Below are 24,266 nucleotides of genomic sequence, written 5' to 3' on the forward strand. Positions count from 1 at the left end.
TTATATGGCTGATACAAGTATTCCTAAGGATATCGCTGATAGCCTCACAAGCATATTTACCAATATCAATACCGAACGTATTAGTGAAATTTTAGTCGGCGTTGTGCTTTGTTTCATTGGTTTTGTTCTTGCTCGTATTATTTCAAATACCTTTATTAGAACTATTGGTTCACGTTTTAATGCTCATCAACGCTTGGTATGGCGTCGCGGTATTTTTTATTTTATTTTCTTACTCTTCATTATGACGAGTTTAAAAGAAGCTGGGTTCAAACTTAGTGTATTCCTTGGCGCAGCAGGGATTCTAACCGTAGCACTCGGTTTCGCATCGCAAACCTCTGCTAGTAACTTAATTAGTGGTTTATTCTTGATTGGGGAAGGTTCTTTTGAAGTCGGCGATACCATCCAGATCACCCTCATTCGTGGGAATACAATTGAAGGTGAAGTCATCTCAATTGATTTGCTTTCGGTAAAATTACTTACACTCGACAATGTTTATATTCGTTTACCAAACGAACAGCTTATTCGCGCCCCTGTACACAACTTATCTAAATATCCAATACGGCGTATACCAATTACACTCGCAATTAACTTCCATGAAGACATTATAAAAGTTCGCGAAGTTCTACTTAATGTCGCAGCTCACTATCCACTCGTGTTAGATGACCCAAAACCTGCGGTTACGGTTACCGCATTCAGGGAATCATCGATTGAACTTTTATTTACGATGTGGTGCCGACAAGAAAATTCCTTAAAAGTTCGAGATGAAATGCAAGAACGTATCCGAAATGGCTTTTTGGATAATCAAATTGAAATTCCTGTACCGAAAATGGGCTTAATCGATCGACCATCTACTGTTTTCGGTGAAGATGATATTGATCAATACAGTAATCAAAAAGAGTTAAAACGAGAGCCTAAAGCTTAGGCTCTTGATTCTTCTGTACAGAAGACGGTGGTAATGGCGCAAGATAAGCAATAATCAACATTACCCCACCCGCTCCAATAAATGAGATGACCCGAGTTAATGTCGCACTTTGTGATAGATCAAGCAAAATCAGCTTTAATACGACAATTCCTAAAAGTGCAGCACCAACAAACCAGAGTTGACGAATCATTTTTCGACTTGAGAATGTAGTTAATACAAATGCCAAAATGACCCAAAGTAATGTCAAGCTTAACTGCACCACACCATTTGTCCAAATTGAAGCACTCCACAATGGAGTTGCCCAGTAATAGTGCAGGCCTCTAACCACCACACTACTAAACACCAACAACCCCACTAGAATGGTTGTGATTTTAAAAGTCCACTCCAGTGATTTATCTTGATCAAAAGCATGTTGATAAATAATAAAGAGTAGACCAGCCAATACTGAAATTGAAAGGAAGTCAGTTAAGTTAATCAAAGGAACAAAATAAAGATATTCGGCAGAATGGCGATCAATACTCACGACCAATAACCAAAGTAGGCTTAAACACCAAACTGGAATTTGATGTAACAATATAGTCTTATGGGATTTATACGCCCAGATTGAGTAAACCACGGGTACACAAGCCAAAGCAACAATTGGCATTTGTGGGAAGACTGCCAAACCCACTATCGCTAATGCGAACCAGCTTAAACCACCCCAGATTTTCAAGTATCCTGACTCATCTGAATGCGGTTGAGCCATAATAAACAAAGCACTAAGAAGAATAGTACTCACAAGGAAAGTACCCTGTTGCAATATACTCGGCCATTTAAACACACTGAATACTTGACTCGTAAAGGCTTCACCCAAAATCAACAACAGTAAAAGGCTAATTAAAATTAACTGCAAACTTTGCCATTGCACACGAAGTTTATAGTGTACGACCAGACTAAATATTGCGATTAGAACTACAGCAAACATCAAATATGGACTTAAACCATGATGATGCCATGTCATTATTTCTATACCTGCTACGGCGCCCGCATACATGCCTAAACATAAGAAAATGCCACTAATCATGCTGGCACTAAAATAGCGTTGCTCTTTACTGTTGTATTGCAATAAATAGAAAGCAGAAATAAATTGAGCTATTGCATAGATGCTCGTGCTTAGCGTTGGGAACTCTTCATTTGCCCAAACCTGATAAAACAGTGCAAGAGAACTGAGTAAAACTAAAACTACACCAATATATCGGCTTAAACGGTAGCGTTCAGTTACTCCCCACACAATTAAAGCTGTACCTTGAGCTACCCAACCAATTGCTGTCCAGTGCGCTCCTTTTGCAAGTGGAAAAATTAGAGCAAAAAAAGCAACCGCGAGGATGAAAAAGCTTTTTGCAAGCACAGAAAGCGGAGCATGAGTCTTTTTAATCCAAAAAGTTAATAGCGCATATGTACCAGCCAATACAGCAGCACCAATCGTCAATGCTTGAGTAGACTCATGTACTAAATAGGCATGAAGTGTAAAGCCCAGTACAGGCACACTAAAAATAAGCCCCACATCTAACAGTGGGGGTAACCGAATGCCCTCTTGTTTTTCATGTGCTGAAACTCGAGATATATTTTGGCTATAACGGACACTGAGCCAAATAAACAATGCGATATGGAGCCATAAGATCCAGTCTAGTGTGTCAAATTTTGTTGGTTCTGCATAAAATGCGATTGCACTACCACCAATAAACATGGTGGCAAAGAAAGCAATTTGATTTAAGATTTTCCAAGGCTGAATAAAATTAACCGCAGCAACTGCTAAGTTAATAACAAGATAATAGCTAAATAGGAAGACTACATCTGGGCGGTATTGCGGAATAACTAAAGGAGCCGCGTAAGCCATACCAAGTGCTAAAATTGCTAAATAAATGGCTTGTTGCTTTAAACTCAGAAATACCGTAATAGCTAATAAAATCGCAAACAGAATACTCGCTGTAGTTAAGTTGGCGATTACACCAAAATGATGTGAGAACACAAGTGTTAGGAATACCACAGCAAGTCCTACACCCTGCAAGGCCACAGCAAAAAGCTGGTTTTTCTTTTGCAAGGTATATCCAAATGCTGTTAATACACCTCCGGCAATGGCAATAAAACCAAGTTTTACACCCAAACTCAATTGCCAGTGCTCACTTGCAAAACGTAATAACAACACCACCCCAACCATAAGTACAGCAACAGCAACCCTTAAAATTGGATTGCCATGAATCATCCAATCTACAGCTGGTTGCCACCATGCGGTTTTTACAGGAATCGGTTGTTCTGTTTGATTGAAAGTTACCGTTTCGGCAGGGAATAGCATGTCAGTATTGTTAAGACCAACCTGCTCTAGCGCTGGATTTATAACTTCAGATTGTATGGTCTCATTTGCATGAACAGTTTGTTTTGCTGATTCAAGGTACAACAGTCGAGTATGAAATGCGCTGATGGTTTGAATTAAACATAATAATAAAACCAGTAAAGCCCCACCAGCAATCCACATCCAATGATTTATATAAGCAACTAATGCAACCAAAGCAGCTGCATAAATCACTGTTCTTTGCATATGAATAGAATAAAGTGGCGTTTTCTGCTGAGAAAACTGCTGTTCTAAATGAGTTAAACGCTGATGCAAATTTGACAGTAATTGAACTAGTATGACAGTAAGTGCAATAGATAAAGCAACAACGGCACTCTGAAATTTAAAACCAATTGAAATGGCTAAAAACAAAGTCAAAGCGATCAAAACGATGATCATTCCCTGTTTGTCTTTTTTATACATGGGCTTAGCAATATGACACCTTCATTACAGGTCATCTTACTTCAAGGCAATACAAGCGTATATTTATACATACAAAATACTGCAAAAATCATAAACCTGCATTCATAGCCGTTTTCACGTAAAATACCCGTAATTCAGATTAAGGAATTGTTCAATGCCACCATTTGTCTTGGTTGATGGGTCCTATTTTTTATTTCGTGCATATCATGCATTACCACCATTGACGACCTCTACAGGGTTACATACCAATGCAATACGTGGGGCAATTTCTGCCATTCAAAAACTAATGCGCCGCATGCAGCCAACACATATGGCTGTCATTTTTGATACACCTGAGCCTACTTTCCGTCATAAACTTTCACCTATTTATAAAGGTGATCGTCCAACCATGCCGGAAGAATTGTCACAGCAGATTCCATATTTGCATGCATTGATTAAAGCGCAAGGTATCCCTTTATATAGTCTGCCGGGCGCAGAGGCAGATGACATTATCGGTACACTTGCAAAACGTGCCGTACTCGAAGGCCATCATGTACTTATCTCAACCGGAGATAAAGACATGGCTCAGCTCGTCAATGATCATGTAAAACTTGAAGATAGTTTTAAAGATCGCGTACTCGACACGGACGGTGTATTTGAAAAATTTGGTGTTTGGCCAAATCAAATTATCGACTACTTAACACTCATGGGCGATGCATCTGATGGCATTATGGGCGTGCCTGGCGTAGGTGCAAAAACAGCAGCAAAGTTACTGACTGAATATGGCACTTTAGACAATATCATTGCCAATGCAGATCAACTTAAAGGCAAGATTAGCCAAAATATTAAAGATAATTTAGACAATATTAAGCTTGATCACCAGTTAGCCAGCATTGTTTGTGATCTTCCTTTAGAACTCGACTGGCATGAGTTAAAGCTTACTGATCCAAACGTAGAGGCTCTACGTAATTTGTATACTGAGCTTGAATTTAGAAATCAGTTACAGTCACTTGATCATCCAAACAATCCAAATAGCTCAAGCTATAAACAACAAGCTTCACAAACTATTGTTCAAAATGAAGTTAAACCAGCTGAATCTATAGAAACTGAAGATCAAGCAAGCTTAACCAGTCAAGATGACCAGCTTGGGACTGCAAATTACCATACGGTTCTAACGCAAGAAGCATGGGATCAACTTTGGCAACGTATGCAAAATGCCGATCATTTTGCTATTGATACAGAAACTACAAGTCTGGACTACCGTATTGCCGAGATGGTTGGTTTTTCAATCGCCTTCGATGCACAAGATGCCTACTATGTTCCTTTAGCACATAATTATGAAAATGCACCGCAGCAACTAGATCGTAATCAAATTCTGGCTCAAATTAAGCCTGTGCTAGAAAATGAAGCAATTAAAAAAATCGGTCATCATCTTAAATATGATGCTCATATTTTTGCCAATCATGGTATAGAACTTAAAGGCTGGTATTTCGATAGCATGCTGGCATCTTATGTTTTAAATGCAGCAGCGACTCGTCACGGCATGGATGATGTAGCTCGTGTCTACTTAAGCCACTTAACCACCACCTTTGAACAAATTGCTGGTAAGGGCGCTAAACAAAAGACTTTCAATCAAATTGAGATTGAAGTTGCTGCTCATTATGCCGCAGAAGATGCGCATGTGACTTATCGTTTGTATGAAGTGCTTTCAAACAAACTTAAGCCCTTTCCAGAGCTAGAAAACATTTTATATAACATCGAAATGCCAGTTGCCCGTATTTTATCGGGTATGGAAGAAGATGGTATTCGTCTAGACCATGCATTCTTAGATAAATTAAGCGTTGAATTTGCAAAAACCATGGAGGGCCTCGAAAATCAGGCTATGGAAATTGCAGATGAAACTTTTAATATTGCTTCACCTAAACAAGTAGGCGAAATACTATTTGATAAATTAGGAATCAAAGGCGGCAAAAAAACTGCAACTGGGCAATACAGCACTAGTGAAAGTGTTTTAGAAAAAATTGAACATCCTTTAGCGGAAATTATTTTAGAGCATCGTGGTTTAGCAAAGCTAAAAAGTACCTATACCGATCGTCTAGTTGAGCAATCTCATAACGACACGCATCGCGTACATACGAGCTATCACCAAGCACTGACAGCGACAGGCCGTCTCTCCTCTTCTGATCCTAACCTACAAAATATTCCGATTCGTAGACAAATTGGCCGTCAAATTCGTAAAGCATTCATTGCACCGGAAGGCCGAGTACTATTGGCTGCCGATTACTCGCAAATTGAATTACGTTTAATGGCTCATTTTTCTCAAGATGAAGCGTTAGTGCATGCGTTCCAGCATGGGCAAGATGTTCACCGCCGTACTGCTGCCGAAGTATTGGATATTGATATCGAAGATGTGACCAATGACCAACGCCGTCAAGCGAAAGCCGTTAACTTTGGCCTACTTTATGGTATGTCTGAGTTTGGTTTGATTCGTCAATTAGGCTTTACACGTCAAGAATCGCAAAACTATATTAAGCAATATTTCCAACGCTATCCTGGCATCTATGAATATATGCAACGCACACGTCAAGTTGCATCAGAGCAAGGCTTTGTTGAAACCATATTGGGTCGTCGTCTTTATACGCCTGATATTGATGCACGAAATGTGATGGTGCGTAAAGCTGCTGAACGTGCTGCGATCAATGCCCCTTTACAAGGTAGTGCGGCTGATATTATTAAACTTGCAATGATTGCAGTTGATAAAATCTTGCCAAAAGATCAAGCGAAGTTACTTCTTCAAGTACACGATGAATTAGTATTTGAAGCAGATCAAAACATTGCCGAAGAACTCTCCAAACAAATCGCAACTGTCATGGAATCTGTTGTAGAAATTTCTGTACCTTTACTTGTTGAAGTTGGACAAGGGCTAAATTGGGATGATGCTCATTAATTAGCAAAAATAAAAAAGGGCTGTGAAATACAGCCCTTTTTTCTTGCGTTAACTTAAAGTCCAGTTAAAAGAACTTTAGCCACTTCATTCATGAGGATCTCGGCAATATAAAGCGCTAAAAACGCTAAAATTGGAGATAAGTCAATCATTCCCATATTAGGCAATATACGACGGAATGGCGCGAGTAAAGGTTCAGCCAAATCTTGAATTACTTCAATATAAGGTGAACGTGATTGAGTGAACATAACCACCCAACTCAAAATGATTGTTGCAAAAATTAAATAACGGCAGAAACGAATTAAGTCCTGAATCATTGTCACAAAAGTCAGTATCACTAAATGAACCGGACTATTTGGCATAGAACCAGAAAGATACATCACACCGAAAATTTTCAGTAAATATAAAATAATTAAAAGAACCAACGCAGCCAAATTAAATCGGCCTTTTGCGACCGTCGGAAAAATTCGGCCAAAAATATCAACAATTTTAGTCGCCTTTACGGTCGATAAAACCACAGGATTATAAGGACTTACTGCCGCCAATTGCATTAAAAAACGGAAAAAGACCAATAAAATCGCGACATTAATTAAAATTCCAAAAATTAGCGCAGAATTTGCACCCATAGTTGTCTTATCCTATTTAAGCTATTTCGCACTGTCACTCAATTCTTGAGCCAATTCTTGACTACGCTTCTGTGCAGCAGCCAATGCAGATTGAATATTTTGGGAGATTTGTGCACGGTCAAAAACTTCAAGTGCAGCTTGAGTTGTACCATTTGGTGACGTCACGTTCTTACGTAGTTCAGAAGGAGTATTTGAACTGGTAATTGCCATTTGAGCTGCACCTAATGCCGTTTGAAGAGTCAACGCAGTTGCAACTTTCTCGTCAAGTCCTAAGTTTTTACCCGCACGAATCATACTTTCCATGAGATAAAAGAAATATGCAGGACCTGAGCCAGAAACCGCTGTTACCGCATCAATTTGAGCTTCGGAGTTTACCCAAATTGTTAAACCTGTGGCTGCTAAAATCTGACTTGTTAATTCACGATCAGAAGTACCAACTACCTCATTTGCATAGATACCATGCGCACCAGTTTGAACTAGAGCCGGCGTATTTGGCATTACTCGAACAATTCGATTGCTATCAATTAAGTTTGATATCGTTTGAATTTCAGCACCAGCAATAATTGAAATGACCAATTTATCTGATAACAGACCTTTTAAAGGACGTAAAACAGTCGCCAAAACTTGTGGTTTTACTGCCAGTACAACAACATCAGCATTTTGAATTGCAGCCACATTATCTTGTGTCACATGGACTTCTTTTTCTTGCAATAGTTGGCGGATTTGCTCAACAGGATCTGAAACGGTAATACGTGTTGGCGGTAAACCTCTTGAAATAAGCCCGCCAATCAAAGCTTGGGCCATATTACCACCACCAATAAAACAGATATTACTATTTACTGCACTTGTCATAACCATATTCGCCATTTACCAGATTACAAGAATAAGAAATTAAATCTGGTTGCCATCCTCCTTGCTCACAATACGGAGACTGAGCCAACCAAAATCCTTTCGGTGTAAAAACCCCAAGCATAACATTATCTATGACTAATATTTGAATTGTATGACGAAGCCAAGGCAAAATATGTGCTTCTTGAATTGCTTTTTTTAATGGCCATTGCCCAACGCGACCATATAAATGGACTTTTTCACCACCTTGGCGTCGAATTATTTTTAAATTTTTCTTTAATAAAGATGAAGATAAACCCATATTTGTTTGTGTAATTTGAAAATATCCTGAAGCACAATGCACTATTTCCCCCATTTGGAAATAATGCTCTGTCTCGGTTTCAACTGGATTTAATTTTTCAGCAAGATAAATGTGTTTACTCAACCTATAAAGATGATGTTGATAACGAACATAATAAAACTGGTTCCAGTGTAATGCCGCCTGTGCATCAGACTTTGAATCAATTACTTCATTTTTTAAACGCTCAACCATTTCAAATGCAGGTCGATATTGCCCCTCACCTTTCATCCAAAACGAAAGTAATTGACGCTGACGTGCATAGGATAATTTTAATAGCTGAGTTAAATCCAAACATTCGTCCGTACCACAATTTTGCAGATCAACTTTTAAAACTTCTTCTAAAATTTCAGAAGCGTCTTGCATCAAATAGCTGGTACGACTAAGGGCTTGCTGCATTTTTGGAAATCGGTTTTGTAAAAATGGCCAAAGTTCTTCACGCGACCATGCCCGATCATAATGGATATCATAATTTGTAGGATCAACTACATGCTCAATCTCAAGCTGAGTAGTCCACTCGACAATTTGCTCACGGGTTAAATCTAAAAAGGGTCGCCAAATTGTCATATCTACACGATGATCAATAGACTGCATAGCAGCTAGCCCATCAACACCTGCACCCGATAATAACCGTAACATCACTGTTTCAGCTTGGTCTTGCTGATGATGAGCAAGCACTAAAATTTCATTGGCCTGCAAATGTTGCCGATAAGCTTGATAGCGTGCCTGACGTGCTTGAGCTTCCAAATTACCGTCGGTAACTTGAACTTTCTGAATAATATAAGGAATATTTAAACTCGTAGCCTGTTTAGCAACGAGTTTTCCCCACTCTGCACTTTTTGATTGCAGTTGATGATCTATGTAAATTACTCGGATCTTTTGAGGGAAAATTTGAGACATCAAATGTAGCAGCAGCATTGAATCCATGCCGCCACTACATCCGATAAGAAAAGTATTATTTTCTAAAAACTCTTGAGCCTGTTTTAAGACGTGATGCCTAAATTTTCGCTGCCAAACTTCATTAAACGTTGATAACGTGCTTCGCATCGTTCATTTGCATCCATTGGTAGCAACTCTTCCAAAGCTTGCTTCAAAACTACTTTTAGGTTTTGCATGACTTGCTCAGGGTCTAAATGAGCCCCTTCACCTTCATCTACTACATATTCAACAATACCTAGAGATTGTAGTTTATCTGCTGTCAAACCTAAAGCTTCACTTGCTTGAGCCGCTTTTTCAGCAGTTTTCCACAAAATAGATGCACAGCCTTCTGGTGAAATCACAGAATAAATACTATGCGACAACATAATTACTCGGTCAGCAACACCAATACCTAAAGCACCACCAGAACCACCTTCACCAAGTACTGTTGCAACAACAGGAACTTTCAAACTTGAAAGTTGAGCAAGACTCGTTGCGATTGCTTCAGCTTGTCCACGCTCTTCAGCACCTACACCTGGGTAAGCACCCATCGTATCAATAAAGGTGAAAACCGGAAGATTAAAACGCTCAGCCATATCTAATAGGCGTTGAGATTTACGGTAACCTTCTGGGTTAGCCATACCGAAGTTGTGCTTTAATTTTTCACGGGTACTACGACCACGGTGTTGTCCAATGACCATCACAGGCTGACCATCAAAACGAGCAAGACCACCTACCATCGCACCATCGTCACCAAACAAACGATCACCATGCAAGGCATCAAACTCTGTAAAGATTTCACCGACATAATCTAGAAATTGCGGACGATCAGGATGACGTGCAATTTGAACCGTTGTCCACGCTTTGGACTGAGTAGCTTTTTTCATAGGTCGAATATTATCCCTTTAATCGATAAATTTTTCCGACTGAATATTCAATTCAATGTCCCAATGCTTAAACTGCTCTTGCTCATCATGCAAGTCGGCAACTAACAATGGCCATTGTTTGGCATCACCAGAAACACTAAGCTGCCATTGTTGATCATTTATGATGGTTAGTTCAATGGCAGGAAGCATCTGATCACTGCGACTATGGTTGAGTAAAACTGCTAGGCGAAGTAATAAACATAGATAAAGTAATTTATGACCACCAGCCTTCAAAATTTCATTTTTTACATCATTTCGTAATTTACGACGGTGGTGCGCAACTAAATGTGAAAGATGATTTTGATCAATTTGTGAGAAACCAGGAATATCAGAATGCTGCAATAAATAAGCACCATGGCGGTGATACCCACCATGACTAATCGCTAAACCAATTTCGTGCAAATAGGCAGCTCGACGCAGTAAGTCACTGTCTTCACTCGTTAAATTAAGCGACTCTGCAACACCATCAAATAATTGTTGTGCTGTATTTACAACTCTTTCTGCTTGTTTTGGATCAGCGTTATAACGTCCCATTAAGGCCTGTACACTGCGATCGCGGATATCTTCATGTTTAAAACGACCTAATAGGTCATACATGACGCCTTCACGTAATGCACCATCAGAATATGCCAAACGATCAATTTCTAAAACTTCAAAAACTGCGTACAAAATTGCCAATCCGGCTGGCAAAACTGCTCGTCGGTCTTCTCGAAGTCCTTCAAAATCAATTTCAGAAATATTTTTAAACTTAAGTAATTTATCTTTGAGTTTATACAACCCTTCTCGAGTAACGTTTTCTTGTTCATCGCTTAAGCCCATATTCACCATAATTTGGCGGCAAGCTTTAATAGTTCCACTAGAACCAACAACAGTATCCCAACCTTCCATTTTATAAGTTGTTGCAATAGCTGAAAGTTCTTTACGGGCGGCAACTACTGCTTTATCAAAAGCTTTTTGTGTAATTTCACCATCAGCAAAGTAGGCTTTTGTATAAGCCACGCATCCCATTTGCAATGACTCAGTGTAAATAGGCTCAAACTCTTCACCAATAATAAATTCGGTAGAACCCCCACCAATATCTACAACTAAACGTCGTCCACCATTTGCCATGGTATGTGATACGCCAAGATAAATCAGACGTGCTTCTTCTCGCCCTGCAATAATTTCAATAGGTTTAGGTAAAATTTCTGCCGCTTTTTGAATAAATTCATGACCATTTTTTGCCTGACGCAAGGCATTGGTCGCCACAATTCTTAAACGATTTGCTTGAACAGAACTTAACCTCCCAACAAAACGGGCCAAACATGCTAGGCCCCGTTGCTGAGCGGCTTCCGTTAGGTTTTTATTCTCATCTAAACCAGCTGCAAGCTGTACTTTTTCTGACATCGAAGCAACTTTTTTAACTTCACCATGATCTACCCGTGCAATTGCAAGGTGAAAACTGTTCGACCCCATATCTATGGCGGCAAGTAATTCTTCATCAATCAGAAAGTCAGACATTATTGAACTAAACCCATAACAATTCACGCCTAGAGTAATTCACAAGAATGCAATTGAAAAGCCATTTTCATCAACAATTAGCTGTGATTTAAATTTTTCTATTTATAAGTTGATTGTACAAGTCGATGATGAATATCGTGAGCATCCATTAGACAAATTTAGATAAGCCTTGAATAATAGCATCAAACCCTTACATTGAACTAAGTAGCTATGTAATACTGATAGAGATCATTTTCTCCTGTAATAGCACTTTTTTCTAAAAATTGGAGCCGTACCATGTCTGCGACTATTGTAAATACAACTGATGATAACTTCCAAGCAGATGTTTTAGATTCTGAAACACCTGTACTTGTAGACTTCTGGGCAGGATGGTGTGCACCTTGTAAAGCGATCGCACCTGTTCTTGAAGACTTATCAAGCGAATATGCTGGTAAAGTAAAAATTGTTAAAGTTGACGTGACTTCTTGCGAAGATACTGCGGTGAAATACAACATCCGCAATATTCCTGCTTTATTACTTTTCAAAAATGGTGAAGTTGTAGCTCAACAAATTGGTGCTGTACCTCGCTCTAAACTTGTTAGCTTTATTGATGAAAACGTTTAAGTCAAAATGCTAAAAAAGAAAATACGCTATACTTTTTTATAGCGTATTTTTTTCGGCTATAAATTGACAAATTAGCTAGGCTGGCTTATATTGCATGCTCAAGAGGCACTGAAGGGAATCATCTTCGTCCGGCTTCTTACAAGACACAAACATAAAGATCGCCACTCGGCAACAGAAATTGTTTTTTCACATTTCTCTTCGAAACAATTAATCAGACTTCTGAATTGTTATTGTGTAAATACAATTGCGATAATCTTTTTTGTATGCGAGCGATTTTTCTTCTTTTTAAACCACACTCTACTCTTTCCTAATTCTGACCCTTATGAATTTAACTGAACTCAAGAAAAAACCAATCGGCGAACTAATTAAAATTGCTGAATTTATGGGCCTGGAAGGTATGGCTCGTAACAGAAAGCAAGATATTATCTTTGCCATTTTGAAACGCCATGCGATGAATGGCGAAGAAATTTTTGGTGACGGCGTTCTCGAAATTCTCTCTGATGGTTTTGGTTTTTTGCGCTCTGCCGCAGGTTCGTATTTAGCAGGTCCGGATGATATTTATGTGAGTCCTTCACAAATCCGACGCTTTAACTTGCGTACAGGTGATACCATCACAGGTACTATTCGCCCTCCAAAAGAAGGTGAGCGTTATTTTGCGTTGCTCAAAGTTAACCAGATTAACTACGACACGCCAGAAAATTCTCGAAATAAAATTTTATTTGAAAACTTAACTCCCCTTTTCCCAACCGAACAATTGGTTATGGAATTAGGTAATGGTACGACAGAAGATTTAACTGCTCGTGTTGTTGATTTAGTTGCGCCAATTGGTAAAGGCCAACGTTCTATTATTGTTGCTCCGCCTAAAGCGGGTAAAACAATGTTACTTCAAAATATTGCTCAATCGATTGTTAGAAACAATCCAGAAGTATTTCTGATCGTTCTACTCATTGATGAACGTCCAGAAGAAGTAACTGAAATGGAACGTACTGTTCGCGGTGAAGTTATTGCCTCAACATTTGATGAAGCTCCAGCTCGCCATGTACAAGTTGCAGAAATGGTTATTGAAAAAGCTAAACGTCTTGTTGAACATAAAAAAGATGTTGTGATTCTTCTTGACTCTATTACCCGTCTTGCACGTGCTTACAACACCGTTATCCCGTCATCAGGTAAAGTGTTAACGGGCGGTGTGGATGCTCATGCATTAGAACGTCCTAAGCGCTTCTTCGGTGCTGCACGTAATATTGAGGAAGGCGGTTCACTCACGATCATCTCAACTGCTTTGATTGAAACAGGCAGTAAAATGGATGACGTCATTTATGAAGAGTTCAAAGGTACAGGTAACCAAGAGATTACGCTTGATCGCCGTATTGCTGAAAAACGCGTCTTCCCTGCCATGAATATCAAGAAGTCAGGCACCCGTCGTGAAGAACGTTTAATGGATGAAGATAAATTACGTAAAGTATGGATTCTTCGCAAGCTCCTCCATCCTATGGATGAGTTGGCAGCAATGGAATTCTTACTTGACCGTATGAAAGAAACCAAAACAAACGATGATTTCTTTGATCAAATGAAACGTAAAGCTTCAACTTAATTGATCAAACCTTAATAAAAGCCACTCTTTTGAGTGGTTTTTTATTTGGTTGACAAGCTTTACACAAAAATACATTTCGTTGATTTTTATGTAAAATTATTTATAAGCTTTTGATAATAAATATTTTTATATAAAAAAGTTGATTCTTTTTAGTAACTTATCTCTACCTTTTCCAATATATAGTAGTCAGTTAATTGTTTTTTTCTGTTAAAAAACAGTCTGTTTTTCTCTTTTTCATACGTTTTTTTGACAAGCGACAGTAGTATTTCGACATTTGCAGTGATAGCATAGCGGCAGACCAGTTAGACTGCTCCATGCGTTGTTACCTAGCTACGTTTTAGGAATAATAAAAGCAAAACAGTCCAACTTAGGTTTTTTTAATCTCAAATCTTTTTTGTGAGAGTGATGCCATGTTATTCAAAAAATTCGCTGTTGCTGCTGCTGTTGCTGCTACTTTAGCTTTCGTTGGTTGTTCTAAGAAAGAAGAAGCTCCTGCTGCTGCTTCTGAAGCTGTAGCTGCTGCTTCTGAAGCTACTGCTGCTGCTTCTGAAGCTGCTGTAGCTGTTGACGCTGCTGCTTCTGAAACTGCTGCTGCTGCTTCTGACGTTGCTGCTGCTGCTTCTGACGTTGCTGCTGCTTCTGCTGCACACTAATCTATATTCTAGATTAGATAAAAAAGAGGACATTTTGTCCTCTTTTTTTACATCTAATTTTTGATTTTCCAATATTAAATAGCCCTATATTGCTGCCAAATAAAATTATATAAAGCTATCCAAAATATAAATATAAAAAAAAGCAGATCAATCGATCTGCTCATTTCCAACGCGTTGTCTAAACTTCTGACCCGCTCTGAAAGTAACCACACGGCGCGCAGAAATCGGAATTTCCTCGCCTGTTTTAGGATTACGTCCAGGACGTTCGCGTTTATCTCTTAATTCGAAATTACCAAAACCAGAAAGCTTAACTTGCTCTCCTGCAATAAGCGCTTGGCTAATTTCGTCGAAGAACAACTCGACCATTTGTTTTGCTTCACGGCGATTTAAGCTGGTTAACTCACTTAAATGATCAGCCATGTCTGCTTTAGTTAATGCTGTCATGAGGCCCTCAATGTCGCTTGATAAGTGTTTTCCAACACGTGGATTATATTGTCCATACCAGATTTAATTTCAGCATCTTCAAGCGTACGTGAAGGATGTTGCCATAATAACGCAAACGCTAATGAGCGTTTACCTTCTTCGACACCCTGCCCCGTATACACATCGAATAACCATGTAGAGTCTAAAAGCTCTCCACCAGTTTTTTCGATTAACTGCTGAATATCTCTAACATTTATATTATCAGAGATTAAAAGAGCAATATCACGTCTGATCGAAGGAAAACGTGATAATTCTGTAAAATTAGATACATAAGATTGCAAAACGGCAGTTTGATCAAGTTCAGCAACCCAAGTTGTGCTCAAGTCTAACTCATTTTCTAAAGATGGATGCAGACGGCCTAAGTAACCAATTGATTGTCCATCAACTAAAATTTCAGCAGACTGTCCTGGATGCAACCATGCACGCTCTGAACGCACATATTCAACTTTGACACGACCAGCAGCTAAAATCTCTTCAATCTCTCCTTTGAAGTCGAAGAAATCCATTGGCTGCGGCTTAACATGCCAAGATTCTGGTTGTTGTGAACCTACTGCAACCAAAGCTAAAGTTGGAATCTGTTTTAGATCTTCAATACTTTTAGCATTTTGATAATCGAAACGTAGCCCTAATTCAAAGAAGCGAACACGGCTTTGCTGACGGTTAAGATTATATTGTACGCAAGGAATTAAACTTGAAAGCAAAGTACTACGCATCGCAGCCAAATCACTTGAAATTGGATTTGCTAGCATTAATGGATTTACTTGTGGGTTTAATTGCTTTTCAAGTTTTGCATCGGCAAAGCTAAAGCTAATTGCTTCTTGATAACCTAAACTTACGATAGTTTGACGTAACTCTGCAATTTCAAAGCGGTCTTGGTATTTAGCTAATTTAACATCCATAGTTGGTAAACTAATTTGGATATTGTCATAACCATCAATACGCGCTACTTCTTCAATTATGTCTTGATAAATAGCCATATCATAGCGATGTGATGGAGGGATTACACTCCACTCACCTTCAGCTTTAACAGTTACTTTACAGCCTAATTGAGTTAAGGCATCCGCAATGAACTCACCCGCGACTTGATATCCTAATAATTGGTCTACCTGAGCCTGCTTAAGGTCAATTGCTTCACGTTTAGGAAGTAGATCAGTTTTTTCAGCTACAGTAATTGGGCCAAACTCACCGCCCGCCAATTCTTGAATAAGCTGAGAAGCACGATTCATTGCAATTAACGGTAATTCAAAATCCACACCACGTTCATAACGCTGCGAAGAATCTGTGTGTAAACCAAAACGGCGAGCACGTCCAGCAATAGCAAGTGGCGCAAAGAAAGCACTTTCTAAGAAAATGTCAGTTGTATCATCGGTTACACTAGATGCTAGACCACCCATAATTCCGGCAATTGCTAAAGCTTTCTGGTCATCAGCAATAACCATTATATCTTCTTGTAATTCAACTTCTTGATCATTTAAAAGCTGTAGTTTTTCCTGCGGCTTAGCTTGACGAACTTGTACAGTTCCTTCGATTTTAGCTAAATCGAAAGCATGCATTGGCTGCCCCAATTCCATGAGGACGTAGTTGGTTACATCAACTAAAATACTATGAGTACGAATTCCTGAACGTGCTAAAGCCTGTTCCATCCACTCTGGTGTTGCAGCTTTTACATTAACGTTTTTAACTACACGTCCTAAGTAGCGTGGAGCACCATCTGTGCTGATGACTACTTTTTTCTCATCAGCGATTGTCGCATCAACCGATTTGATTTCAGGCTCATTCGTTTGCAGTTGGTTAATCACTGCAATTTCACGTGCAATTCCACGAATACTGAAACAATCACCACGGTTTGGTGTAATACTGATATCGATAACGTTATCATCAAGTTTTAGATATTCACGAATGTTTACCCCTACCGGAGCATCGGCAGGTAACTCAAGCAAACCATCAATTTTATCTTCAAGATCAATTTCAGAAGCCCCACAAAGCATGCCTTGTGACTCAACTCCGCGAAGTTTACCTTTTTTGATTTTAAAATCGCCGGGTAATACAGCACCAATCGTTGCAACTGGAGCTTTCATGCCAGCACGAACATTCGGTGCACCACATACGATTTGTAAAGGCTCACCTGAACCAATATTCACTGTTGTTACACGCAAACGATCTGCATCTGGATGCTGCTCAACTGTTAAAACTTCACCAACCACGACACCAGTAAATGGCTTTGCAACAGGCGCGAGTTCATCCACTTCAAGACCAAGCATAGTCAACTGATCAGACAATGTCTCGCTATCAATTGCCGGGTTAACCCACGTACGTAGCCAATTTTCGCTAATCTTCATCTTTATAAACCTTTTTTAATCCTGAAAAACTGTTAGGCAAATTGGCGTAAGAAACGCACATCATTTTGGTAGAACATACGTAAGTCATTAATGCCATAACGCAACATTGCAAAACGCTCTACCCCTAAACCAAAAGCAAAGCCTTTGTATTTATCAGGATCAATACCCGCAGCACGTAATACATTTGGATGTACCATGCCACAGCCTAAAACCTCTAACCAACGGCCACGTTCATCCATAATATCTACTTCTGCACTTGGCTCAGTAAATGGGAAATAAGATGGACGGAAACGAACCTTTAAATCTTTTTCAAAAAATTCATTAAGCAGGTTAATCAATAAACCTTTTAATTCAGCAAAGCTCGTGTTCTCAGCAACGTATAAACCTTCAATCTGATGGAACATTGGCGAATGCGTTTGATCTGAATCACAACGGTAAACACGGCCTGGACATACGATACGAATCGGTGGCTCACTTGTTTCCATTGTACGAATCTGCACCCCAGAGGTATGCGTACGTAATAAGTGAGTAGCATCAAAGTAGAATGTATCGTGCATAGCACGTGCTGGATGGTGACCAGGAATATTTAATGCTTCAAAATTGTGATAGTCATCTTCAACTTCTGGACCAGTCGCAACAGTAAAGCCAGCTTTAGTGAAGAACTGACAAATTCGCTCTTGTACCTGAGTAACAGGATGGATTGTACCAATACGTTGACCACGGCCCGGCAATGTAATATCAATCGTTTCACTTGCTAGCTTTTGTGCAAGTGCTGCCTGTTGTAATGCCGTTTGACGTTCTGTTAATGCAGTATTAATTGTTTCTCGAATAGCATGAATCGCAGCACCTTGTACTTTGCGTTCTTCAGGGTCCATTTTCCCTAATGCTTTCGATTGTTCTGCAAGCTGGCTTTTTTTCCCTGTAAATTGCACACGTACCTGATCAAGTGCAACAAGGTCTTGAGCTGCTGCAATGGCAGCAAGCGCTTCTGTGGTCAGGGCTTCCAGTGACATATTAACTCTCAAAGCAACAAATTTAAAAAATATAATAAAACACTGCATTCTAACAGTTTTTCATAGAATTGATGAAGTTTATCCATCATGAAAAATGTATTAGGCAACAAAAAGATAAAACGTATAAGATAATAGCATCGTCAATGAGATCAACTATTATGGCGCTTAATCAGATTTGGAAACAACAACTTACGCTTGTGACATATGGTAATGAATACCTCCGTCAGAATTTAAGCTTTAACCAATGGCGACAACATCATATTTTCGACCATCATAGTTTTCAGTTTCGTGACTTAACTTCACAGCATTTATTGGCTCAACATTTCCAAGTTTGGCTAGAAGCATTAAAAAAACAAGGCGCCCTCAAGCTTAGCCTACATTTATCAAGCCTTCTCAATGAAGAGCAAAATCCAAACAGTAACGTCGAACTCTTACCCTATACTCATTTTATTGTGAGTCATCAAAATGATAAGAAGTTTGCATGGATTTTTGGCCATGAACTTGCCGAATGGTATAACAATGATAACGAGTTCGAAGCTCCTTCTTCACAAACCTGTGAATTACGCCTAGAGACATTCTGGCGTTTTGAATTAAATGAGAAATTATCAAAAAAAATTGAAGCTGATCTAAAAAATCCACCATGGCAAGAAATAGCCGACTTTATGGAGAGTGAATTATTCCGTAGCAAATATGCGACAGGCTTTGAGGAACCAGAACTTCAAAATACTCTTTTTGATGGAACAAATATTAAAAGCTTAAAGCCAAAACTTGCCCTAATTCCTGAGAGTTATCCCGCAGATTATGCCCATCAACTTTTGTCTCGTACACAAGCATTAGTTGATTATTTAGAACAAAAAAAACGCCTTGCAAATGATCCTTTAGGAGAAGAACTAGATCAAGAGCAACTCATCAATTTAAGAAACTTTACACAAAAAACTGATGATTTATTTGCCAAGCTTATTGTAAAGGTTGCCAACCATTATCAGACTGCACAGATGGTACCTGTAGTTAAGTCATCTCCATTTGAGCAATCAAATGAAAATCCACAACATTTGAAATCTCACCACCATAAAGGCACTGGTTCAGGCGTTATTAAACTCATTATTTTAACCATTATTATTTGTGCTTTGGCTTATTATTTTGGGCTTTAACCACAGGAATATATGAAAATGATATATAAAAGATTACTCCTAACGCTCATTGCATTATGTTCCATTAACGCATACGCACAACAAAGTATTTCAAACCAAGAAAAAAGTTCCGTTAATTTCCCTGTAATAGAATTTACACTGAGTCAGATTCAACAAGAATTAAAGCAATTACAGTCCATTGAAAATCAAGAGCACCCCAAGTATTCAGCCTTAGCTCAACAATGGTCTGAAAATAACTCCAAGATTAACGATTTTATATTTTCACCACTTAATAATAAAACACAATTAATAAAAGAAAATTTTGAATTATTACAAAAGCAATTGGATAAAACAAAAAAACTTAAACAAGAACTTAATGAAATGAGAATTAGTCTATTAAAAGAAGATAATACAAATCTAGCGCAGTTAGACATTAAAACAGAACAAGGCCTATCTTTAAAGAAACTTTATTTAGAACGTAATCAAATATGTATGCAATATTTTCAGAACGAATTAACAAATACCGCTTTAAATGCCATCAATATAGACTTAAAGCAACAATGCACACAAGCTAATTCTAGAGTACAAGAGCTGTCTACGACACTATCTGAAAAATATAATATTCCTGATAATAAAAAAGACCGCTAAAAAGCGGTCTTTCTTTGAATCTCTAAGCTTATGCAGCTAATGCGCCTTTAGCTTTTTCAGCCAAAGCAGCAAATGCTACTGCATCATGCATAGCGATGTCAGCTAATACGCGACGGTCGATGATCACTTGAGCTTTTTTCAAGCCATCGATCATACGGCTGTAAGACAAACCGTTTTGACGAGCACCAGCATTGATACGCGCAATCCATAGAGCACGAAATTGACGTTTCTTTTGACGGCGGTCACGGTAAGCGTATTGACCAGCTTTGATTACCGCTTGGAACGCTACGCGGTAAACGCGTGAACGAGCACCATAGTAACCTTTAGCGCGAGCAAGAATTTTTTTGTGACGACGATGAGCCACTACACCACGTTTTACACGAGCCATTTATAATCTCCTTAGATGTATGGGCACATACGACGAACTGAATTCATGTCAGAAACATGAACCATTACACAGCCGCGTAATTGACGGATACGTTTAGCAGATTTTTTGGTCAAGATGTGGCGCTTGAACGCTTGTTTACGCTTAAAACCGTTTGCAGTCGCTTTGAAGCGTTTAGCTGCACCACGGCGAGTTTTTAACTTAGCCATAGTAACCTCTTTTAGGCACCTGTTCGGCGCGATTGCACCATTGCAAAATCGACCTGCAGGTAAGGAAGCGCGTATTTTATAGCATGCTGACTAAAATTAAAACTATTAGTTACTGTTTTATGAGGGCAAAGAAAGACTTTCTCGATTTTCAACTATGGCAGCCATATCAATAATAAATAAAGCACCTATACTTTTTTCCATTTATAATACGATCAAATTATCAACATACGATATTCCCAATGCAGAAACATGATGCATTTGCCGCCTTACGCTATAGAGATTTCTCAATTGTTACCATTAATCAATTTTGCTTAACATTAGCAATTCTGATTCAAGAAATTATTGTTGCCTATTCACTATATCAAATCACCAAAGACCCACTGACTCTAGGTTTAATCGGACTTGCAGAAGCCATTCCTTTTATTGCCCTTTCCCTTTGGGGTGGCTATTTTGCAGATAGGTTTAATAAACAGATTATTATGAAAATCTGTTTATTTTTCTCGGTTCCTCTTCCTTTAATTTTATGGTTACTTTTCCATTTACATGGCTTAGGACATATCAGCGTAAATTTTCTTTCTTGGGGGATTTATGCAGTCATTTTTGGTTTGGGTACAATTCGTGGTTTTTATAATCCTTCTGCAACGTCTTTAAAGCCATTTTTAATTCCCCGTGAGCTGTATGCAAATGGTGCAACATGGACGACAATTGGTTGGCAAAGTGGTGTAATTATTGGGCCTATGCTTGGTGGTTTTATGCTGGCCTATTTAGGCCGAGAAACAAGCCTATTTAGTGTTGCTGCGTTACTGGGCATTTGTTTTATATTAATTAATTTACTGCATAAGCGTAGTTTTCCTAAAATTGAAACTGCAAATGTTTTAGAGAGTTTAGGGGATGGTTTCCGCTTTATCTGGAAAACTAAAATTGTTCTTTGGGCGATTTCTCTTGATTTAGCTTCTGTTTTATTTGGTGGGGTCATCGCATTACTGCCAATTTTCGCAGAAGATATCTTAAAAGTTGGTCCAGAAGGACTTGGATATTTACGTGCTGCACCCTCTATTGGCGCTCTCGTCACTATGATTGCTTTGACTCGCTTCCCACCAACTCAGCATGCATGGCGTAACATGTTACTTGCCGTAGCTGGTTTTGGAGTATTCACTATTTTATTCGCTTTCTCGAAAAATATGTGGTTGTCTCTATTTGCACTGGCAATGACGGGCGCTTGTGACAGTATTTCAGTTGTGGTTAGACAAACTATTTTGCAAATTTTCCCGCCAGAAAATATGCGTGGTCGCGTTGCTGCTGTAAACGGGATGTTCGTCTCATCAAGTAATGAGCTTGGTGCATTTGAGTCAGGTTTGGCAGCAAAATATTTGGGAACGATTACAGCAACTATTTTTGGTGGTTGCATGACTTTAGTCGTCGTTACTTTCTGTTGGCTAAAAACCAATGATTTATTTAAAGTCGATATTACAAAAAGCTCAGAAGACTAATAAATTCGTTTTAATTTAAGCATCTTCGGATGCTTTTATTTTAAATAAAATCCGTAATTACCCAATAAATAAAGATATAGCGCCCCGCTTTAGCAATCAAAACGATAATTAAAAAACGCCAAAAATTTTCTTTGAGTAAACCCGCAACTAAAGTAATTGGGTCTCCAATCACAGGTGTCCAACTTAAAAGCAGAGAATAAAAACCATACTTATGATAAAAACGTTGAGCTTGTTCTAAACGCTTTTCAGAAACCGGAAACCACTTACGATGTTTAAATTGCTCTATTTTTAGGCCTAGCCACCAATTTACGCAAGAACCTAACACATTACCTAGAGTAGCAACACTTATTAATAGCACAGCCGCATGTTGATCTTTTAGCAACAAGGTTGCCAAGACCGCTTCGGACTGCAAAGGCAACAATGTCGCTGCGCCAAAAGCGCTCAAGAACAGCAAAAAGTAACTTAGCACAACTCATTACACCAAATAATTTTTTGCTTTAAACATTTATTAAATCCAGACAAAAATCAGGCTACTTTAATAGACAATGCTTTTTGTACCGCAGGACGTGCCGTTAAACGTACAACATATTCTTGTACATAAGGATAATCTTCTAATTGAATACCCTGCCATTCATAGCGCAAGATCCAAGGTAAAATTGCCATGTCAGCAATCGAGTATTCACCAGCAACAAACTTCTGACCAATAAGCTGTTTGTTTAATACGCCATATAAACGTTTAGTCTCATTTACATAACGTTCGATCGCGTATGGGATTTTTGCTGGGGCAAAACGATTGAAATGATGATTCTGCCCAAGCATAGGTCCTAGTCCACCCATTTGCCACATGAGCCATTGTTCAACTTCAACTCGCTCTTGCTCATCAGTTGGATAAAATAATCCGGTTTTCCGACCTAAATATTGCAAGATAGCGCCTGATTCAAATATTGAAATTGGCTCACCACGAGGTCCATCTTGGTCAACAATCGCAGGAATTTTATTATTGGGAGAAATTCTCAGAAAATCTGGTTGAAATTGATCATTTTCTAAAATATTGATTGGGTAAAGAGTGTAATCCAGCCCCATTTCTTCTAAGGCAATTGTGATTTTATGTCCATTGGGAGTTCCCCAATAATATAGATCAATCATTCTATTTTCCTATTCATCGTTATCATGACTGCGTCTTGCGTTATAGCATGTTTTAAGAGGGACGATGAGATTTCCAACACTAAAAAATACATAAAATTCAAGAATTGAATTTCTTTCAAAATATAGCAACTGTCTTAAATCAAACTGAATAGATAAAAGTTAAATCATCTTTTTTTATTATGATAAGGTTATAAAAAAGCACTGCTTTTGCAGTGCTTTTTTTGAGTATTACTTTTTCTTTTTCGGTCCAAGTAACATACCCATTTGACGGCCTTCCATTTTAGGTGCTTGTTCCACAACCCCAAACTCAGCAACATCAGCTTCAATCTTTTGTAATTGAGCTAAGCCAAGTTGTTGGTGAGCCATTTCACGACCACGGAAACGTAAAGTGATTTTCACTTTGTTTCCTTCTTCAAGGAATTTCAAAATAGCACGAAGCTTAACTTGATAATCACCAACATCAGTTGCAGGGCGCAGTTTGATTTCCTTCACTTGCACTTGATGCTGTTTTTTCTTCGCATCTTTTTGCTTCTGCTTAAGGTCAAACAAGTGCTTGTTGTAATCCATAATTTTACAAACAGGCGGCTCGGCGTTTGCAACGATCTCAACTAGGTCAAGATCTGCCTCTTCAGCAGCGCGCAGTGCTTCATTTAATGAAACAATTCCTTTTTGCTCACCGTCAGCACCAACGAGGCGTACTTCTTTTGCACGGATCTCGTCGTTAATTGCTGGACGGTTGCTTTTTGCACCTTGTTGTTGGTTACGGTCAGGCTGTTTAATCTTT

Annotated in this window: 23 protein-coding genes and 1 pseudogene; 8 read left to right on the forward strand and 16 right to left on the reverse strand. The window is 38.8% G+C overall.

From position 1 onward, the window contains the following. The first annotated feature begins 4 nt into the window (after positions 1–4). Positions 5–922, forward strand: coding sequence for a mechanosensitive ion channel family protein (locus SOI81_RS14385; protein WP_016142161.1), 918 nt, complete (start codon positions 5–7; stop codon positions 920–922). Here SOI81_RS14385 and SOI81_RS14390 read toward each other — a convergent pair. Continuing rightward, positions 912–3,713: a DUF2339 domain-containing protein gene (locus SOI81_RS14390; protein WP_320540934.1), complete on the reverse strand. Its 2,802-nt coding sequence runs from the start codon at positions 3,711–3,713 to the stop codon at positions 912–914. The genes SOI81_RS14385 and SOI81_RS14390 overlap by 11 nt on opposite strands. Positions 3,714–3,867: 154 nt before the next feature. Here SOI81_RS14390 and polA point away from each other — a divergent pair, with 154 nt between their 5' ends. Then, on the forward strand, positions 3,868–6,639 hold the full coding sequence (gene polA / locus SOI81_RS14395; protein ID WP_320540935.1) for a DNA polymerase I: 2,772 nt from the start codon (positions 3,868–3,870) through the stop codon (positions 6,637–6,639). Positions 6,640–6,692: 53 nt separating this feature from the next. Here polA and SOI81_RS14400 read toward each other — a convergent pair whose 3' ends face one another. From SOI81_RS14400 to ppx, 5 genes are read right to left on the reverse strand one after another with little or no spacing between them, the layout of a single operon-like run. Then, a complete protein-coding gene (locus SOI81_RS14400) occupies positions 6,693–7,262 on the reverse strand; it encodes a YggT family protein (protein WP_016142164.1) in 570 nt (189 codons plus the stop codon). 21 nt (positions 7,263–7,283) lie between these two features. Next, positions 7,284–8,120 (reverse strand): pyrroline-5-carboxylate reductase, encoded by an 837-nt coding sequence (gene proC, locus SOI81_RS14405; protein WP_080649506.1) that lies wholly within the window; start codon positions 8,118–8,120, stop codon positions 7,284–7,286. Continuing rightward, positions 8,095–9,375 (reverse strand): tRNA lysidine(34) synthetase TilS, encoded by a 1,281-nt coding sequence (gene tilS / locus SOI81_RS14410; RefSeq protein ID WP_320541586.1) that lies wholly within the window; start codon positions 9,373–9,375, stop codon positions 8,095–8,097. The genes proC and tilS overlap by 26 nt, the downstream gene beginning before the upstream one ends. Positions 9,376–9,431: 56 nt before the next feature. Next, complete coding sequence (gene accA, locus SOI81_RS14415) at positions 9,432–10,253, reverse strand: acetyl-CoA carboxylase carboxyltransferase subunit alpha (protein WP_016142167.1); 822 nt, start codon at positions 10,251–10,253, stop codon at positions 9,432–9,434. 18 nt (positions 10,254–10,271) lie between these two features. After that, positions 10,272–11,792 carry an exopolyphosphatase gene (gene ppx, locus SOI81_RS14420; protein ID WP_239974785.1) on the reverse strand — a complete coding sequence of 507 codons (1,521 nt, stop codon included), beginning with the start codon at positions 11,790–11,792 and terminating at the stop codon, positions 10,272–10,274. 276 nt (positions 11,793–12,068) lie between these two features. Here ppx and trxA point away from each other — a divergent pair, with 276 nt between their 5' ends. After that, positions 12,069–12,395 carry a thioredoxin gene (trxA, locus tag SOI81_RS14425; RefSeq protein WP_016142169.1) on the forward strand — a complete coding sequence of 109 codons (327 nt, stop codon included), beginning with the start codon at positions 12,069–12,071 and terminating at the stop codon, positions 12,393–12,395. 322 nt (positions 12,396–12,717) lie between these two features. After that, positions 12,718–13,986, forward strand: coding sequence for a transcription termination factor Rho (gene rho, locus SOI81_RS14430; RefSeq protein ID WP_002117304.1), 1,269 nt, complete (start codon positions 12,718–12,720; stop codon positions 13,984–13,986). Positions 13,987–14,176: 190 nt separating this feature from the next. Here the strand turns inward: rho and SOI81_RS14435 are convergent, their stop codons facing one another. After that, positions 14,177–14,302 (reverse strand): hypothetical protein, encoded by a 126-nt coding sequence (locus SOI81_RS14435; RefSeq protein WP_080649508.1) that lies wholly within the window; start codon positions 14,300–14,302, stop codon positions 14,177–14,179. A 94-nt stretch (positions 14,303–14,396) separates the two neighbouring features. Here SOI81_RS14435 and SOI81_RS14440 point away from each other — a divergent pair, with 94 nt between their 5' ends. Further along, positions 14,397–14,639, forward strand: a complete 243-nt coding sequence (locus SOI81_RS14440; RefSeq protein ID WP_017387628.1) for a hypothetical protein — start codon at positions 14,397–14,399, stop codon at positions 14,637–14,639. Positions 14,640–14,786: 147 nt separating this feature from the next. Here SOI81_RS14440 and himA read toward each other — a convergent pair whose 3' ends face one another. From himA to pheS, 3 genes are read right to left on the reverse strand one after another with little or no spacing between them, the layout of a single operon-like run. Beyond that, positions 14,787–15,083 (reverse strand): integration host factor subunit alpha, encoded by a 297-nt coding sequence (himA, locus tag SOI81_RS14445; protein ID WP_000126166.1) that lies wholly within the window; start codon positions 15,081–15,083, stop codon positions 14,787–14,789. Next, the gene (gene pheT, locus SOI81_RS14450) at positions 15,080–17,461 is read right to left on the reverse strand and encodes a phenylalanine--tRNA ligase subunit beta (RefSeq protein WP_320540936.1); all 2,382 of its coding nucleotides are present in this window, start codon (positions 17,459–17,461) and stop codon (positions 15,080–15,082) included. Before pheT ends, himA begins: the two co-directional genes overlap by 4 nt. Before the next feature lie 32 nt (positions 17,462–17,493). Further along, the gene (gene pheS / locus SOI81_RS14455) at positions 17,494–18,474 is read right to left on the reverse strand and encodes a phenylalanine--tRNA ligase subunit alpha (RefSeq protein WP_320540937.1); all 981 of its coding nucleotides are present in this window, start codon (positions 18,472–18,474) and stop codon (positions 17,494–17,496) included. A gap of 158 nt (positions 18,475–18,632) precedes the next feature. Between pheS and SOI81_RS14460 the strand changes: the two genes are divergently transcribed. Further along, positions 18,633–19,625 carry a hypothetical protein gene (locus SOI81_RS14460; protein ID WP_320541587.1) on the forward strand — a complete coding sequence of 331 codons (993 nt, stop codon included), beginning with the start codon at positions 18,633–18,635 and terminating at the stop codon, positions 19,623–19,625. Positions 19,626–19,637: 12 nt separating this feature from the next. Beyond that, positions 19,638–20,252, forward strand: a complete 615-nt coding sequence (locus SOI81_RS14465) for a hypothetical protein (RefSeq protein ID WP_236698547.1) — start codon at positions 19,638–19,640, stop codon at positions 20,250–20,252. A gap of 28 nt (positions 20,253–20,280) precedes the next feature. Here SOI81_RS14465 and rplT read toward each other — a convergent pair whose 3' ends face one another. The 3 genes and pseudogenes from rplT to SOI81_RS14480 form a co-directional block, all read right to left on the reverse strand. Continuing rightward, positions 20,281–20,640, reverse strand: a complete 360-nt coding sequence (gene rplT / locus SOI81_RS14470; protein ID WP_000124858.1) for a 50S ribosomal protein L20 — start codon at positions 20,638–20,640, stop codon at positions 20,281–20,283. 11 nt (positions 20,641–20,651) lie between these two features. Beyond that, the gene (rpmI, locus tag SOI81_RS14475; protein WP_002054552.1) at positions 20,652–20,846 is read right to left on the reverse strand and encodes a 50S ribosomal protein L35; all 195 of its coding nucleotides are present in this window, start codon (positions 20,844–20,846) and stop codon (positions 20,652–20,654) included. 11 nt (positions 20,847–20,857) lie between these two features. Beyond that, positions 20,858–21,047: pseudogene (locus tag SOI81_RS14480) on the reverse strand (hypothetical protein). A 38-nt stretch (positions 21,048–21,085) separates the two neighbouring features. On the opposite strand from SOI81_RS14480, the gene nreB reads away from it, so the two are divergent. Beyond that, the gene (gene nreB, locus SOI81_RS14485; protein ID WP_239974789.1) at positions 21,086–22,336 is read left to right on the forward strand and encodes a nickel resistance MFS transporter NreB; all 1,251 of its coding nucleotides are present in this window, start codon (positions 21,086–21,088) and stop codon (positions 22,334–22,336) included. Between the two features lie 40 nt (positions 22,337–22,376). Here nreB and SOI81_RS14490 read toward each other — a convergent pair whose 3' ends face one another. The 3 genes from SOI81_RS14490 to infC all read right to left on the reverse strand — a co-directional run bounded on the left by SOI81_RS14490 (position 22,377) and on the right by infC (position 24,262). Next, positions 22,377–22,805, reverse strand: coding sequence for a YqaA family protein (locus tag SOI81_RS14490; RefSeq protein WP_239974790.1), 429 nt, complete (start codon positions 22,803–22,805; stop codon positions 22,377–22,379). A gap of 56 nt (positions 22,806–22,861) precedes the next feature. Beyond that, entirely contained in the window at positions 22,862–23,482 is a 621-nt protein-coding gene (gene yfcG / locus SOI81_RS14495) for a glutathione S-transferase N-terminal domain-containing protein (RefSeq protein WP_239974791.1), read from the reverse strand. 228 nt (positions 23,483–23,710) lie between these two features. Next, complete coding sequence (infC, locus tag SOI81_RS14500; RefSeq protein WP_075383312.1) at positions 23,711–24,262, reverse strand: translation initiation factor IF-3; 552 nt, start codon at positions 24,260–24,262, stop codon at positions 23,711–23,713. Positions 24,263–24,266: the final 4 nt, after the last annotated feature.

This window comes from Acinetobacter pittii (genome assembly GCF_034067285.1).
Taxonomy (GTDB): domain Bacteria; phylum Pseudomonadota; class Gammaproteobacteria; order Pseudomonadales; family Moraxellaceae; genus Acinetobacter; species Acinetobacter pittii_E.

Coding starts and splice junctions, on each gene's coding strand:
- tilS (WP_320541586.1), bottom strand. CDS start 9,375: ATGGATTCAATGCTGCTGCTACATTTGATGTCTCAAATTTTCCCTCAA.
- proC (WP_080649506.1), bottom strand. CDS start 8,120: ATGGTTATGACAAGTGCAGTAAATAGTAATATCTGTTTTATTGGTGGT.
- polA (WP_320540935.1), top strand. CDS start 3,868: ATGCCACCATTTGTCTTGGTTGATGGGTCCTATTTTTTATTTCGTGCA.
- SOI81_RS14465 (WP_236698547.1), top strand. CDS start 19,638: ATGAAAATGATATATAAAAGATTACTCCTAACGCTCATTGCATTATGT.
- rpmI (WP_002054552.1), bottom strand. CDS start 20,846: ATGGCTAAGTTAAAAACTCGCCGTGGTGCAGCTAAACGCTTCAAAGCG.
- rho (WP_002117304.1), top strand. CDS start 12,718: ATGAATTTAACTGAACTCAAGAAAAAACCAATCGGCGAACTAATTAAA.
- himA (WP_000126166.1), bottom strand. CDS start 15,083: ATGACAGCATTAACTAAAGCAGACATGGCTGATCATTTAAGTGAGTTA.
- SOI81_RS14440 (WP_017387628.1), top strand. CDS start 14,397: ATGTTATTCAAAAAATTCGCTGTTGCTGCTGCTGTTGCTGCTACTTTA.
- SOI81_RS14400 (WP_016142164.1), bottom strand. CDS start 7,262: ATGGGTGCAAATTCTGCGCTAATTTTTGGAATTTTAATTAATGTCGCG.
- accA (WP_016142167.1), bottom strand. CDS start 10,253: ATGAAAAAAGCTACTCAGTCCAAAGCGTGGACAACGGTTCAAATTGCA.
- pheT (WP_320540936.1), bottom strand. CDS start 17,461: ATGAAGATTAGCGAAAATTGGCTACGTACGTGGGTTAACCCGGCAATT.
- ppx (WP_239974785.1), bottom strand. CDS start 11,792: ATGTCTGACTTTCTGATTGATGAAGAATTACTTGCCGCCATAGATATG.
- SOI81_RS14460 (WP_320541587.1), top strand. CDS start 18,633: ATGGCGCTTAATCAGATTTGGAAACAACAACTTACGCTTGTGACATAT.
- trxA (WP_016142169.1), top strand. CDS start 12,069: ATGTCTGCGACTATTGTAAATACAACTGATGATAACTTCCAAGCAGAT.
- SOI81_RS14385 (WP_016142161.1), top strand. CDS start 5: ATGGCTGATACAAGTATTCCTAAGGATATCGCTGATAGCCTCACAAGC.
- SOI81_RS14435 (WP_080649508.1), bottom strand. CDS start 14,302: ATGGAGCAGTCTAACTGGTCTGCCGCTATGCTATCACTGCAAATGTCG.
- pheS (WP_320540937.1), bottom strand. CDS start 18,474: ATGTCACTGGAAGCCCTGACCACAGAAGCGCTTGCTGCCATTGCAGCA.
- nreB (WP_239974789.1), top strand. CDS start 21,086: ATGCAGAAACATGATGCATTTGCCGCCTTACGCTATAGAGATTTCTCA.
- rplT (WP_000124858.1), bottom strand. CDS start 20,640: ATGGCTCGTGTAAAACGTGGTGTAGTGGCTCATCGTCGTCACAAAAAA.
- SOI81_RS14390 (WP_320540934.1), bottom strand. CDS start 3,713: ATGTATAAAAAAGACAAACAGGGAATGATCATCGTTTTGATCGCTTTG.
- yfcG (WP_239974791.1), bottom strand. CDS start 23,482: ATGATTGATCTATATTATTGGGGAACTCCCAATGGACATAAAATCACA.